Source organism: Vibrio sp. WZ-1 (assembly GCF_052037695.1).
Taxonomy (GTDB): domain Bacteria; phylum Pseudomonadota; class Gammaproteobacteria; order Enterobacterales; family Vibrionaceae; genus Vibrio.
Map to the genome: position 1 here is coordinate 222,307 of NZ_JBQEQR010000080.1, position 14,566 is coordinate 236,872.

The following is a 14,566-nucleotide window of genomic DNA, read 5'->3' on the forward strand; positions in this document are numbered from 1 at the left end:
AGTGCAATAACGCTTAGTCACCGTTTTGCACTTCATTTTTTAACCAGTCTTTCACTGCTTTGCGCGACACTTTAATACCACCACCCAACAGGGTTTGAGGCATTGCGTAATACGCTACTGGCCATTTGAATTTCTCTAGCTTAGTTTTTAGGTATTGCTCGTACTGTACTTTGCTCAATAACGATTCTGTTTGAATCACAGCCACTGGTCGATGTCCAAATTCAACATCTTCTACTGGAACAACGATGCTTTGTGAAACACTCTCGAGTTGGTTCAGTACCGCTTCAATTTCTTCACAGTGAACATTCTCACCGCCCGAGATAAATTGGTTATCTGCTCGACCAATGATCTTGAGTTCGTCGCCTTGCCACTCTCCGAGATCCTTGCTGTCGAACCAACCATTTTCATTCAGAAGTGAGGTAACTGAGCCTTGCTTGAAATAGCCTGCCGCTAGTGTTTTCCCGCCGATATAAATACGCTCTTCCACCAGCTTAATATCGCGATTTCGTAATAGATGGCCCGCGTTACTGATGCTATCAATTTGCTTTGCAGTTACGGTTGAGGCCGCTTCTGTCATGCCATAACCTAGCCAAGTTTCAATGCCTTGCTGTGTTGCTCGCAGTGCCAACTCATGAGCAACATGACTACCGCCCAGTAAGACATGCGAGAGAGACAATTCGACTTGTTCATCCAGTAAACGCTTAAGTTGTGTCGCAACTAAAGAAGCATGAGAGACACCAACAATGTCTTCAGCAAGATTTCCGCCCCCCACTTTGAGCGTTGCGCCAGCAAATAGCCAGCGATAGACAATCGCTAAGCCTGACACGTGGTAAAGCGGCAAGGAAAGCAGCCAAGTATCTTGATGGTTGAATTGGAATTCGCTTAACAGACCTTGAGCAGAAGCCAGGTGCTGACGATGAGTATGCACCACGGCTTTAGGGATGCCTGTCGAGCCAGAGGTAAACACAATAGATGCTAAAGCATCATGTGCGTAGCCTTCGTTTGAAGTGCCAACGTCACTTTGCGATTCGCTATCCAGATTCGAAAGCTGGATGATACCTAGTTGCGATAACTGCTGTTCAGAGTAGCCACTGGCAACACCATCAGCAAACCACACAAAACGTTGTTGAGTTGGCTTATATAGCGTCGTTAACTTACCTGAAAGAGCCTCAAAAGGCTGCGGCATGGTCAACGCGGCAATTGCACCTATCTGCTGAGCGGCAAGATAAAACCACAGGGTTTCAACTTGGTTCTTACCGACCAAAGTCACCACATCTCCGCTCATCACACCTTGCAGTTGGAGGGAGTCAACATACTGGTCAACACGCGCCATCAATTGCTGCCAGTTGAATGACTCTGTGTTTGTTTCAAGCGCAATAGAAAAAGGGCTCACTTGAGCCCAGTATTTCCATGGTGCAATCGCAATATTATCTATGCTGAATGCCACACTAACTCCTGCTCTGAAAGCGGAATAATTGGAAGGTCGCACTTCGGCCAACCTTGCTCTAGCTGTGCTTTGAACAAGCTAATGGTATCCAAACCTGGGAGCTCATTTGGAAGTTGCCATTGTGCTAATCGCGCAAGCTGGTTAAGGCCAAGACTTGATTCAATGCTTGAACTGATCACCGCTTTGATACCCAGCGTCTTAGCCTTCTCAATCAGCTTAATACAAAAATCAACCGAACCAATCAATGTTGGCTTAATGATGATGGTTTTTACGCCCGTAAGGTCTTCTAAGCTGAAGTCTTCACGGCGAACCGCGTCTTGCAGCGTCTCATCCCACGCGATTGCGATACCGGTATTAATAGCAAAAGATAGGCTGTCACCCGGAGAGCGGCATGGCTCTTCCAAGAAGGTGATACGCTGGCGCAGTGATGGTGCAATGTACTTAGCAAACTGCTGTGCTTTTTCTGGCGTCCAAGCACGGTTTGCATCAAGACGAAGAGTAAGTTGTGGGATCGACTCAAGGAACAAGTTCACCAGCATACCGTCACGAATCGGCTCGTAAAGACCCACTTTTACTTTTGCAACTTTCTCACCTTCCATCTCGTTCAGCTTAGGGATTAAGTCATCTGGGTCACCATTACACAGTGGTGCAACTTGGTACTTACCAGCCTCTGGCAAACCTCCTTCAAGCTCCAATTGAGCCATCGACAAGCCAAACGCAACCGATGGGTACATATGGTTGTAATCCAAAGGTAAGTTTGCTACCCAGCGCTCTGCTTGCGCTTGCAGTTGAATCCCGGCTTCTTCAGTACGTTCCAAACTAAAGCCAATCAGAGGAGCGACTTCACCACGACCGACTTTATCGCCTTCAGATAATTCAACGATATAACCTGTACGTTCAGTTAGCTTGTTATCACGCAGTATTACGCCACTGTCCATTGGTAGGCAGTAACGGTAAATCTTCGCTTTACGCATAATTCGAATCCTATGTAATGCCGTATATTCTGAGCTTTTTAACGAGACAACCCGTTAGCCTCCCAGAGGGCGAGGCGCTCAGGACGAAAAACGAAACAGAGGAGCACATGGCTCCTCTTCTTATACGGATTATGGGTTACGAGGGAATTTGTCGAAGTCTGGACGACGTTTCTCGTTGAATGCGTTACGACCTTCTTGGCCTTCATCCGTCATGTAGAACATCATAGTCGCGTTACCCGCAAGTTCTTGTAGACCCGCTTGACCATCACAGTCCGCGTTCAATGCGGCTTTCAAACAACGCAGTGCCATTGGGCTGTGTTGAAGAACTTCACGACACCAACGAACGGTCTCTTTCTCTAGATCCGCTAGTGGTACTACTGTGTTTACTAGGCCCATATCTACCGCTTCTTGAGCGTTGTAGAAACGGCATAGGAACCAGATTTCGCGCGCTTTCTTCTGGCCTACGATGCGAGCCATGTAAGATGCGCCCCAACCACCGTCAAAAGAGCCTACTTTAGGGCCAGTTTGACCAAATTGAGCGTTATCTGCTGCAATCGTTAGGTCACACATCATGTGCAGTACGTGACCACCGCCCACAGCCCAACCTGCTACCGATGCAATTACTGGTTTTGGACAAGTACGGATATCACGTTGGAAGTCTAAGACGTTTAGGTGGTGCGTACCTTGGTCATCTTTGTAGCCGCCGTAGTCGCCACGGATCTTCTGATCACCACCTGAACAGAAAGCGTCTTCGCCTAGACCAGTTAGGATGATCACACCAACACCAGAGTCGTAGCGCGCGTCTGCTAACGCATCAATCATCTCTTTTACCGTTTGAGGACGGAAAGCATTGCGCACTTGAGGGCGTGCAATGGTAATTTTCGCAATACCATCTTCAGATTTGTGGTAGTGGATATCCTCGTATTTGTCGCCGCAATCTTTCCATTGAACCGGAGCGTAAAGTTCTTCTTCAGAAATGCCTACTGTTTTAGCCATGGTGATTCCCATTGTTCTCGTTGCTCTCACTCAAAGTGAGAATGAATTATTTGATTAACTTGCCTCGCAAATCGCTGTGGTTGCTCTTGGTGGACGTTATGTCCAGCACCTTCGATTTGTCGATACGCCAACCCGCTTGTCTCAGCCAGTTGGCAAAATTTTTTGTCTTTCGTACCACAGATGTAATGCAGCGGAACCGCTTGTCTTTGCAATGCTGGCAGCAAGTAAGATTGCGTTGCCAAAGAAGTCGCAAGCAGCATGTCCGCAACCGCAGAGCCAAGATTAGCACTTCGTTTCGCGATTAATGTTTGTCTTTGCTCATGGTTTAGTGAAGAAAAGACCTGCTGTTGGTACCAATCGTTCAAAACACAGGCAAGAGGCTCTGTTTTAAAACGCTTTGCCCAGCGCGAATCGTTATCGAATCGTGCTTGTTTCTCTGACTCACTTTGAAGCCCGAAGTTTCCTCCTTCAACAATGCTTCCACAAATATTGAGATCTGGAAAACATTGGTGAGCAAGGCCATGCATAGCAATGCGTCCACCCATTGAGTAACCAATCAGGATAAGCGGTTGTTGCGAAGGAAATAGTAAAGATAGTGCGGAATTGAGTAATTTGCAGCAATCATTCAGATCGCTGCAAAAAATAGATTGGCTGCGCCCGTGCCCGGGTAAGTCAATCGTTACTCGGTCATACTGAGGTAAAGCGCTCAAGCACTGTTGCCAATCCTCGCCACTGCCGAGCAAACCATGCAAAAACACCAGAGTCGGCAAAGTGCTCCCTTGCTGTATTTCAGTTGCGGGAAAATGTTCAGAATAGAGCATGCAAATTCTTATTGAAGGCTCTTAAATGATCAGTCGCTTGATTTGGTGGCGTTTGAACTTCCAACACTAATGTGCCTTGCCCTGAAGCAAAATGTTCAGAAACTAAAGATTGGTATTCAGCCAGTGTTTCAGGCTTACCGTATTGCAAACCGAATTGCTTCGCAGCATGTTCAAACTGATAACCGTGCGGCATTTGATAGAACTTTTCTCGATGTGAGGCGGGTACTGGCAGCATATCAAAAATAGCACCACCATCATTATTGGTAATCACAATAACCGTAGCCTGCTTAGTATGTGTAAACAAAGCGAGAGAGTTCGTATCATAAAGTGCAGATGTGTCGCCAATGTACATCAACATTGAGTTATTGCGCGCACGTTGCACACCGCTCGCCGTTGCAAACAAACCATCGATGCCAGACGCACCTCGATTAGTAAAGACCTCAGTGTTGTTCAACTTGCCAAACATATCAACCAAGCGAACAAACAAACTGTTACCCATGAACAGGTCGACACCTTGCGCACGTTTCGCCACATCAATAGCTAAAGCAATCTCATTGAGCTCACTCTGAGGATCAGAAATAAATAACGCTTTCGAATTTTGGCTTACCTGCTGAATCTCTTCTGCCAACGTGTTAGCCCACCCCGCATGACAAGACTCACAACAAGACGATTGGGCAACCCAATCAGAAGGCTCTGCAACCCAATGAGATTGTGGTAGATGGCTTTGGTTGTCACGTCCTAAGCGCGGAGAAATCAACCAATAATCAGCTTGAGATGACAAAACCTGCTTCTCTAGCCACTGATTTAAGCGCTTTGAGATAACACGGCTACCAAACTGAACAATGAGATCACAGCACTCTATTTGCTGTTCAAACTTCGAGTGCTGCAGCCATAAATCGTAGTATGCCCAATCAGAACTAATGCCGCTTTGTGGGTCAGATAAAACAGGCCACCCCATCTTGTCGGCAAACTGCTTGGCAGCTTGTGCTTGCTCTAAAGGTAAGCTGCCGATAATCACCAAACCTTTCTTGTCAAAGCAGGCCGGATGCTCGTCGTTAGCCAGTGAGATAAAACGGCGACAATAAGTATCCGAGCTCTCCTGCCAAGATGCTACGGCATCAAGATAGCTTTGATACGTGCTCTTTTCTCCATTGGAGTACAAAGGCTCTGGAAACGCACAGTTAATGTGTACCGCACTGCCTTTTAAGCGCTGAGTAAACATCACTTCATCAACCGACGTTAGTAACCAATTGAGTGGTGTTGTTAGCGAAGGACTCGGCAAGTTCAAACTGTCACAAACGTGCTGCGAAAAAATGCCAAGCTGGTTGATGGCTTGATTAGCGCCACAGCCCACCAGCTCCATCGGGCGATCAGCGGTAAGCACCACCAGTTTTTCACCCGTTAGCTTCGCTTCTGCAATAGCAGGTAATAAATTCGCGACCGCCGTACCGGATGTCACGATAACTACCACAGGCTCGTTACTTGCCTTCGCAAGTCCCAGCGCCATAAAGCCCAATCCACGCTCATCAAAATGGGTATGGATAGTAAAGTTATGGTTATCTACGGCTTCTAGCGTTAATGGTGTTGAACGCGAGCCTGGCGCGATACAAACATGGTTCACACCGAAGCGGTTTAGCTCTGTTAGGAGAGTTTCAGACCAAATTCGATTCAGTATTGCTTGATCCACATTCATGACGCCACTCCAAGTGGAGGATGGTCTGAAATAAGAGAGAGTAGTGTCGACATTTTTTTATCTAACTCAGCCCATTCATGCTCAGCAACAGAACCCGGAACAATACCCGCTCCAGCAAACAATTGAACTTGATCACCAAGAACTAAAGCACTTCTGATTGCGACACAAAACTCTGCTCGCTCATGGCTAATGTAACCCATCGAACCAGCATACCAACCGCGCGCAAATGGCTCGTTGTCTAAAATAAACTGCATCGACTCTTTACGCGGCAAACCCGCGACTGCTGCCGTCGGTTGCAAAGCTGAGAGCAATTGCACACCGTTGATCCCTGCTTTCAGGTCTGCATGAATATTTCTCTTGAGATGCTGAACCTTTCTCAATCGAACCAAACGAGGCTCTTGCTCTACCTCAACATGCTCTGAATGAGGCGACAATCGTTCAATGATGTCATCAACCACATATTGGTTCTCGTTGAGGTTCTTAGTATCTTGTGATAACCAGTTTGCTAGCTCCATATCTTGAGTCGCGTTATCGCCGCGCCCAATAGTTCCGGCTAGGGCTTCAGTAAAGAGCTCATGCCCCACACGTGAATACAAACGCTCAGGAGTCGATCCCATAAAGCTATGTTTGCTATCTAAGCTCAGAAGGAAATGAAAGCTATGGTGGTTGTTTAAGTAGCTTGCCTTTAAAAGCTGCGCCGCAGAAAGGATCGAGTCTAGCTGAATTTTCGATCTGCGCGCCAAAACCACTTTCTTAAAGTCATCTCTTTCAATACCCGTCAGGACTTTCTCCACTAACGTGGTCCACTGAGGTTTAGTCGGGGCGTGCTCAATAGAGCGAATATGAGAGGAAATCGGCGCAAGGCTTGGCACATCACAAACTAACTTCTTCAAGCCTGTTAATGTACGATTTTTATCTTCTGAGATATTGACCGCAAGAGACCATTTCTGATCGAAACGAATCAACTCAATCTGGGGAAGAAAAAAGAAAGATGGCATGCAGCGGCGATTCTTCTCGTGCTGACCATCAAATGAACGACCGCCCCAAACGCGTTGGCCTTCGCCAAGGATCGTATACGCTGGGCCTGGTTCAACAAAAGAGTGAAGCTGACCAAGGGCAACAACTTCTTCACGAGTATCACGGGACTGCCAGTAAAACTTGGGAAAAAGTGGTTGTGCTTCAAGCCAATCAATGAATGCGAAATTGGGTTTCTCGCAGAGTGGCTCTACTAAACGTGTTTGATTGCCTTCCGTTTGCTGAACTCGCTCGATAATTCTCTTTACGGCTTGATGGAACTGTGACAAATCAACCTCGAAACATGTGAGGATAGTGGTAACTGACGGCTACTCTAAGTTTAGACCTAAAGCAAATCAAGGTCGTATGTGATCTTTTGCAAAATCCTGTGATACCAACCGGACAAAAGATAGCCAGCAAACGGATAATTTACAGATTTTTATTCTATTAAAAAACAAATTATTGTATTTTAATAAAGAAATTAACGATTTTTTAGGAATTAAGCAATGCAAAATATCGGGATGTCGTCAAAACTCGACAATGTCTGCTACGACATTAGGGGTCCTGTACTCAAACATGCTAAACGCATGGAGGAAGAGGGGCATAAAATCCTAAAGCTAAACATTGGTAACCCCGCCCCATTTGGTTTTGACGCCCCTGATGAGATTCTAGTAGATGTAATCCGCAATCTACCAACGTCTCAAGGCTACTGTGATTCCAAAGGTATCTACTCTGCACGTAAAGCCGTTGTACAACACTACCAACGCAAAGGCATCCGCTCTCTTGATGTTGAAGATGTCTACATTGGTAACGGTGTATCAGAGCTGATCGTAATGGCAATGCAAGCGCTATTGAACAATGGCGATGAAATGCTAATTCCAGCACCTGACTACCCACTGTGGACAGCGTCTGTTGCACTGTCTGGTGGTAAGCCGGTCCATTACTTATGTGATGAAGGTGCAGACTGGTATCCAGATTTAGAAGACATTAAAAAGAAAATCACACCAAAAACACGTGGTATTGTGCTGATCAACCCGAACAACCCAACTGGCGCGGTATACAGCCGTGACTTCTTGTTGGAAGTGATTGAGATCGCACGCCAGCACAAGCTGATCATTTTTGCTGATGAAATTTACGACAAAGTGCTTTACGACGGTGCAACACACACGTCTGTTGCCACGTTAACTGAAGATGTATTGGTAATGACCTTCAACGGTCTATCAAAAGCGTACCGTGTTTGTGGTTTCCGTGGTGGCTGGATGTTCCTCACTGGCCCTAAACACTTGGCGCAAGGCTACATCAATGGCTTGGAATTGCTTTCTTCAATGCGTTTATGTGCCAACGTTCCAATGCAGCATGCAATTCAAACCGCGCTAGGTGGCTACCAGAGTATTAATGAGCTGATCCTACCGGGCGGTCGTCTTCTTGAGCAACGTAACCGCGCTTACGAGCTGATCAACCAGATCCCTGGTGTTTCTTGCGTGAAACCAAAAGGCGCAATGTATCTGTTCCCGAAAATCGATACTAAGATGTACAACATTAAGAACGACCAACAAATGGTGTTGGACTTCTTGAAACAAGAAAAAGTACTGCTGGTCCAAGGTTCTGGCTTTAACTGGCCAAAGCCAGATCACTTCCGTATCGTAACGCTACCACACGTAGAAGATCTCGAAACCGCGATTGGTCGCTTTGAAAGATTCTTAACCACATACAGCCAGTAGTAATTACTTCTGATCTCTCATATGCTTAGAGGAGCTCCTAGTGAGCTCCTTTTTTTGTATCAGAATCAAAATTGGAGACAGCAATGAAAGAAAGCCATTTTTTCGCCCACTTGGCACGAATGAAGCTAATCCAACGCTGGCCCTTAATGCGCTCCGTATCACCGGAAAACGTCTCAGAACATAGCTTGCAGGTTGCTTTTGTCGCTCATGCACTCGCACTAATTAAGAACAAAAAATTCGGTGGTAGCCTCAACCCAGAACGCATCGCCATTCTTGCGATGTATCACGATTCAAGTGAAGTTTTGACTGGCGATTAGTTCGTTTTCCTTTTTTTGCGTAAAACACTTTCTTAGTTCGTATTTTGTACTATGTTTACATGTAGTAGCAGATTAAGGAGCGTAGCGTGAAAGAGAAAAACAGCACATTTATGGCTTGGATAACTCGATTACCACTGATCAAACGTTGGGCCTTAATGCATTGCTTTCAAGAAGAAAACGTTTCAGAGCACTGTCATCAGGTATCTGTCATCGCGCACTTACTTACCGTCATTAAGAACAAAAGATATGGAGGTACACTCAGCCCTGATAGAGCGGCTGTGATAGCTATATATCACGAGATCTCAGAGACTAAATTGCAAGACATCAACTCAAAAACCAAGTATCACAGCCCCGAATTCACAGCAGCTTTTAAAAAACTTGAAGATATAGCGGAACTAGAATGCTTAGATACACTACCTGAAGACTTACGCGAGGAATTTGAGGGACTAATCGTTCAAAGGCATGTTGACCCCCAATACAAATCAATAGTAAAAGCGGCAGATATCCTAGCTGCATATATAAAAACAATTAATGAGTTAAGATTTCACAACAATGAGTTTCTACACGTAGAAGAAGGGTTAGCATTACGTATAGAACAGCTCAAAACAGATATGCCTGAAGTACAAGATTTTATGGATGTGTTTTGCGAAAGTTGCACAACAACTTTTGATAAAATTTCTGGGTAGACACCTCAATGAAACAAGAATACTTTACTATTAATCAACTAACCGAAGCGGTACTTGATAGTAGCAAAGTAGAGTTAACGTCCGACGAAAAGTCGTCATTGATAGTTTTTCGAGAGTTCTTGATAGCTAGTAGGACGCAAGATATTTTGTTATCAAAGTTCGGCGAGTTCAATTTCCTTGAATTTAATCATTACTTATCATTGTCTAAGCCCTCAAAACGTCGCTATGTTATATCGACAACTGTAAGAAGACTATTCGAAAAGGCGAACTCTATACTTAATTGTTTTACAAGATGCCCAAGCTCATGGCCAACCCCACCAAAACCTAAACCATCACACTTTGAGCCTCTATCGACCGAACAACTAGATACACTCAGATCCTTTCTAAAGAAACAAATAGACTTGGCCTATCAAAAGGAATCTATAGCGTCAGTCGCGATTAAGACAGGAGTCCCAAGTACTAGAACTGGTCTGGAATTTTGGAGAAAAGACAACCAAGATAACAACTTACCTCGCTTCAAAAACTGGACTAGTAACCTAGTTGACACGTTGGCAACTTTCTACTCTGCTCACCCTGAATACCCTAATAATGTTACTCGGGAAATGCAGAAAACAGGTGGCAAGTACTACGTACCTAGAGACCTTACCTATACCAATCTTAATAACCCTATTGTTACGATAATGAAGCGTATCGTAATGCAAAACGTAAAATCTTACACTCCCTTCATACCCAATGAGCCAGGTTTAAACAACAAGGAAATTCTCTCATACCTTTACCCTGACTTTAGAGAGATGATAGCCATAAAGACTGCTATTTGCCTCGAAACAGGGTGGTCGCCTGATATCACAGATAAAATTAATCCATACGATTTTACATTTGACCCTATCCCAATAGAGAGTGATTGGGTCTTCATTAAGTCAACAAAGGCTAAAGGTGCAGCATTAAATAAAAATTCCCGCATACGAGAGCAACGAGAAATGATTCATCCGAGCTCAAAAAAAAATCGATACAGCGCCTACAATTTAATTAAGTTGCTTGTTAAAAGGACATCTAGACTTAGACAGGGTCATTTGTACTCAAAAGCTATTTCAGACATTAATGCACCCCCTGCGTTTGTCAGTTTTACAACTAATACGAAAGTTCAAATTGTTGCCTCTCATCCAGCAAGAGGCGAAGTAAATCGCCAAGCTGCACAGAAATATCTAGCTAATGAACTTGGATTTAACTTAGATCTTCGTCAACTTAGGCCAACTAGGCTATACCTCAATGAGACCGAAAACAACCTACCACTATTGCTCCAGGTAATCTTATTTGGGCATTCAACTTCGGCGATTACCGATGGAATCTATAAAGATAACGCTCATTTCAACCAAATCCGAAAAGACAAACTATCTTGTGAACTCGACAGCATAGCAGAAAGTATTAGTGATGGTTCGTTCAAAGGCACCTTGATACCCCTACGAACACATCGCTCTATTCAAAAGAAAATACTCACTATTTACTCTAATCAATGCGGGGAGTCTCCACTTGCAATATGTAATGACCCTACGAGGCCAGACTGGAAAGTAACTCACGGAAAAATTAAAACACCTTGTAGACAATTCAACAAATGCCTCCTTTGCTCTCAATCATCAGTTACTAGTAACAACATCCCATTCATTGTTGATAGATACTTATATTTAGATCAAATACGCCGAACCTCACGCGATAGTCACTTTGAATCCATCCATGGCGATGAATTCAAAGCAGCAAAAGAAGTTATCGATTGCTGGCCTTATAAAGAAGAAATTGAAGAAGCAGAACTTAGAAGTGCATCAGAAGGATACCTTCTCCCACCAATTATCTCGGAGAATTACACATGAAGCTTATAGACTTTAGTAAAGCTGACCTAAGTGAAGACTTTGATATTTTAGAAGGTATAAAATTCAGCGAAGATAGTTGGCGCATACAACATGCACAATCAGAGCATCTAACAATGAACTTCGATAGAATCACCAGTCAAAGAGATTTGTCGAATATTAGAGATATTGTCACAATCGTTAAAATCTTCTCGTATTACCATTTTCCAAAGAAAATCAACTTGAATATCACTAGTTGGAAGACTGCGAGTAGTAGGTTCAGTATGTTCGTGACTACGGCTAAGTACTTCCTTCTCAATAAAGGACTTACAACCAGTAGACTGCTATCGAACATCACTCAAAAGCAATGTAGGCAATACATAGACCAATGCGTAGAGCAATATAGAAATAACGTTGTCGGCTCTTCACTAAAACTCTCTAGTGCAATACTTTTTTTTGATACATGGTGTGATTTAACAGAAAAAGGCTTATTACCCTCTCAATTAACAATCCCGTACAGTAAACACTCAATAATTAACAAAAAACTACGTTCTGAGATTCATCAACTTAAAGAGGCGAGTACCTCTCCATGGAGCCCCCTCTCTGCTGACGTAATCAAATCTGTTTTTGATGAGTCGGTAAAATACATACAAGAACTTTCACCAACTATTATTGAGTGCTCAAACCTTATAAGAAACAGAGGACGATTAGGTCAAGGACAATCTTATGGGGCAGTTAGACAAGACGGCAAAACAAAGAAACTTTTCAAAACCTTACAACATATTCAAATCCCTGAAATCTCAAATGGGGTAATGCTCTATGATTTCAAACCAATTACAAAGATAGTAAGTAGTCTCGGTTATTCTTGTGGCTGGCAATATCGAACCACTATCAACATTACTGAAATACGCCCCTCCGTGATTAAGCTAAAACGATGTTGCATTTTTATCATAGCTCTGTTTACTGGATTAAGAAGAGAAGAGATTGCTGAATTAAAGGCAAAGCGAGCATATAAAAAAAATGGTGATCTCTATCTTGATATAATTAGATATAAAACGGCAAAAGATGACGAAGGTGAAAGTGACTCAATACCTGTACCAGTTATTGTTAGAGATGCAATTGACGTCCTACTGAAGCTGTTTGAAGATAATCGTACTAAATTGAATAGTGACTACCTATTAGTTTCTGACATCATCAACCATAAGAAATATAAGAAGATTAAGTTGGACACTATAGGAAAAGACATTAAAGCACTTATTGCTGAGATCACTGGCATAGATGATGCCCATACTCACCAATTGAGAAAAACAATTGCTTGGCTACTTATCTCTAAGAGTGAATCTAATATTGAACTGATACGCCAACTATTTGGACACAAAAGCTATGGAATGACAATGCGATACATTCTTAGAAACGAGCTAATGGTTCAAAGTGTCGTGGAGTTAATCGAGCATAACTACACTGAAGACCTCGTTGATATTTTCGAGGAGATAGCGAACAACAACACCTATGGGCGTCTGTCAGTGAAAATGAAAAAAAGGTTTTTTAGTCGCCACTTTAAAGGGCAAATACTGACAACGGATATAGAAGCTTATGTCCGAACATCATTAGAGGCAGGGGTTCCGCTCTTCGTTTCTAAGGTGCCAATAGGTGGCTTTTGCTTGAAGACAGGAGATGATAAATCAGTTCCACCTTGCATGGAGGTAACTGGTTCAAGTTCTCCTGATATCGAGTTCTGTGACTACAAAAAATGCCCCCATATCCTCCTCACAGAAGATGCGATCAACAACATAGAAGCTCAACTCAATTACTACAAGCAAAAACTAAAGTATATCGACGGGTGTATCAACCCAAGTGTTGCTGAATACTATGAAAATCAGGTCATATCTCACAAGCAGTTATTAGAAAAACTATCTCACAAAGCGTCGACACCAAATGCTTGGGGCACTAAAAAATGAAACTAAGCGAAAAAGATATATCCAGAGCTATAGAGGTGCTTAAAAAGTCCAACTCTTTTTCTGTGTCAAAACTAGCAAAAGAGCTTGGTGTTTCCCGAACCTTTCTCTACGATAAATTTCACCATCTGCTGCCAAAGCGTTCAACTGACACAGAAGAGAAGATAAAGCGAGCAATACTTAGTTTACAAGCTCAAACTGGAAGAAAATCGTTCACGATTTCCGAGGTGGCTAGAACTGTGGGAATAACAAGGCAATGCATATCAAGAGACTACAAATGCATGCTTCCATTTATTCGCGGTGAAGCCTCATTGGAAATCGAAGCTAATGATACAATTCGACTAGAGCATAAGATCAAGTTACTTAACGATGAAATAGCGCGACTTGCAAAAGAAAAGGATGATGAACAAAAACGATTTAGACAGATTGTTTACTCAGATTTGATGAAGATGGACGCGCATGCGTTTGAAGCGAATGAGGACAGGGTTGCTCTAACTAGATTACAAAATCAAATAGATGAGATGGCAAAAGCCAATTTAGAATTAATTGGTGAACTAGCCGAAATGCGTTCATTACTATCTGAGCAAGAGAAAAACGCTCCCATAACCTCATCTACTAATTCACAACTCTTATGTAATGTTTCCCCTGACTATAGTGCTCTATCTAGCAATATGGATGAGTCAACTATGATGAGGCTCTTTTTAAAAGCAGAAGACTTGGCTCTGAAAAAGGCTATTGATATATGCTACTCATCTAAGCCAGACGCCATAGTTTTCTTTCAACCATTCTTAAGTTGCGAATTAGAATCACTAAAAGTGATGCTACCGCAAGGGAAGATACTAGTAGTTGAAAGTAATCACCCTCAAGCGAAACATTTTCAACTTTTATTAGAAAAAGTTTCCGACACACCGATTTTCGCTATTTCAGCCAAAGGGCAAACACCTCAATTAGCTCAGTATTACTGTAGGAAGAGGTTCCCTAGTAAATTTAAAAATACGTTCATAGATAAGCTATATAAGCTACTCTCTTATCCTGAACTTGCCGATGGCTTCTGGTCAGTAACTACTGTGACACCTCCCCCCTTCTTAGCAATGGCAAAGTAAA

General features: G+C 43.3%; 11 protein-coding genes and 1 pseudogene. 6 read left to right on the plus strand and 6 right to left on the minus strand.

The genetic code is table 11. From position 1 onward, the window contains the following. Window positions 1–13 precede the first annotated feature (13 nt). The 6 genes from menE to ACTS60_RS17645 form a co-directional block, all read right to left on the minus strand. Window positions 14–1,447: an o-succinylbenzoate--CoA ligase gene (menE, locus tag ACTS60_RS17620; RefSeq protein ID WP_440889313.1), complete on the minus strand. Its 1,434-nt coding sequence runs from the start codon at window positions 1,445–1,447 to the stop codon at window positions 14–16. Further along, entirely contained in the window at window positions 1,432–2,421 is a 990-nt protein-coding gene (gene menC / locus ACTS60_RS17625) for an o-succinylbenzoate synthase (protein ID WP_440889314.1), read from the minus strand. Before menC ends, menE begins: the two co-directional genes overlap by 16 nt. A gap of 129 nt (window positions 2,422–2,550) precedes the next feature. Then, window positions 2,551–3,417: a 1,4-dihydroxy-2-naphthoyl-CoA synthase gene (gene menB, locus ACTS60_RS17630; RefSeq protein ID WP_038887944.1), complete on the minus strand. Its 867-nt coding sequence runs from the start codon at window positions 3,415–3,417 to the stop codon at window positions 2,551–2,553. A 26-nt stretch (window positions 3,418–3,443) separates the two neighbouring features. Then, entirely contained in the window at window positions 3,444–4,238 is a 795-nt protein-coding gene (gene menH, locus ACTS60_RS17635) for a 2-succinyl-6-hydroxy-2,4-cyclohexadiene-1-carboxylate synthase (protein WP_440889315.1), read from the minus strand. Then, window positions 4,225–5,931, minus strand: coding sequence for a 2-succinyl-5-enolpyruvyl-6-hydroxy-3-cyclohexene-1-carboxylic-acid synthase (gene menD, locus ACTS60_RS17640; RefSeq protein ID WP_440889316.1), 1,707 nt, complete (start codon window positions 5,929–5,931; stop codon window positions 4,225–4,227). The genes menH and menD overlap by 14 nt, the downstream gene beginning before the upstream one ends. Continuing rightward, window positions 5,928–7,235, minus strand: a complete 1,308-nt coding sequence (locus tag ACTS60_RS17645; RefSeq protein WP_440889317.1) for an isochorismate synthase — start codon at window positions 7,233–7,235, stop codon at window positions 5,928–5,930. The genes menD and ACTS60_RS17645 overlap by 4 nt, the downstream gene beginning before the upstream one ends. Before the next feature lie 216 nt (window positions 7,236–7,451). On the opposite strand from ACTS60_RS17645, the gene ACTS60_RS17650 reads away from it, so the two are divergent. The 6 genes and pseudogenes from ACTS60_RS17650 to ACTS60_RS17675 all read left to right on the plus strand — a co-directional run bounded on the left by ACTS60_RS17650 (window position 7,452) and on the right by ACTS60_RS17675 (window position 14,565). Beyond that, window positions 7,452–8,666 carry a pyridoxal phosphate-dependent aminotransferase gene (locus ACTS60_RS17650; RefSeq protein WP_440889318.1) on the plus strand — a complete coding sequence of 405 codons (1,215 nt, stop codon included), beginning with the start codon at window positions 7,452–7,454 and terminating at the stop codon, window positions 8,664–8,666. A gap of 83 nt (window positions 8,667–8,749) precedes the next feature. Continuing rightward, window positions 8,750–8,980: pseudogene (yfbR, locus tag ACTS60_RS17655) on the plus strand (5'-deoxynucleotidase); the annotation flags it as partial. A gap of 89 nt (window positions 8,981–9,069) precedes the next feature. Then, a complete protein-coding gene (gene yfbR / locus ACTS60_RS17660) occupies window positions 9,070–9,669 on the plus strand; it encodes a 5'-deoxynucleotidase (protein WP_049843723.1) in 600 nt (199 codons plus the stop codon). A gap of 8 nt (window positions 9,670–9,677) precedes the next feature. Beyond that, complete coding sequence (locus ACTS60_RS17665; protein WP_440889319.1) at window positions 9,678–11,531, plus strand: hypothetical protein; 1,854 nt, start codon at window positions 9,678–9,680, stop codon at window positions 11,529–11,531. Beyond that, window positions 11,528–13,465, plus strand: coding sequence for a tyrosine-type recombinase/integrase (locus ACTS60_RS17670; RefSeq protein WP_440889320.1), 1,938 nt, complete (start codon window positions 11,528–11,530; stop codon window positions 13,463–13,465). The genes ACTS60_RS17665 and ACTS60_RS17670 overlap by 4 nt, the downstream gene beginning before the upstream one ends. Then, on the plus strand, window positions 13,462–14,565 hold the full coding sequence (locus ACTS60_RS17675) for a hypothetical protein (RefSeq protein ID WP_049843720.1): 1,104 nt from the start codon (window positions 13,462–13,464) through the stop codon (window positions 14,563–14,565). The genes ACTS60_RS17670 and ACTS60_RS17675 overlap by 4 nt, the downstream gene beginning before the upstream one ends. The last annotated feature ends 1 nt before the right edge of the window (window position 14,566 follow it).

Bases quoted from the DNA above. Each gene is read 5' to 3' on its own strand.
- menC (WP_440889314.1), bottom strand. From the start codon at position 2,421: ATGCGTAAAGCGAAGATTTACCGTTACTGCCTACCAATGGACAGTGGC.
- menB (WP_038887944.1), bottom strand. From the start codon at position 3,417: ATGGCTAAAACAGTAGGCATTTCTGAAGAAGAACTTTACGCTCCGGTT.
- menH (WP_440889315.1), bottom strand. From the start codon at position 4,238: ATGCTCTATTCTGAACATTTTCCCGCAACTGAAATACAGCAAGGGAGC.
- menD (WP_440889316.1), bottom strand. From the start codon at position 5,931: ATGAATGTGGATCAAGCAATACTGAATCGAATTTGGTCTGAAACTCTC.
- ACTS60_RS17650 (WP_440889318.1), top strand. From the start codon at position 7,452: ATGCAAAATATCGGGATGTCGTCAAAACTCGACAATGTCTGCTACGAC.
- ACTS60_RS17665 (WP_440889319.1), top strand. From the start codon at position 9,678: ATGAAACAAGAATACTTTACTATTAATCAACTAACCGAAGCGGTACTT.
- ACTS60_RS17670 (WP_440889320.1), top strand. From the start codon at position 11,528: ATGAAGCTTATAGACTTTAGTAAAGCTGACCTAAGTGAAGACTTTGAT.
- ACTS60_RS17675 (WP_049843720.1), top strand. From the start codon at position 13,462: ATGAAACTAAGCGAAAAAGATATATCCAGAGCTATAGAGGTGCTTAAA.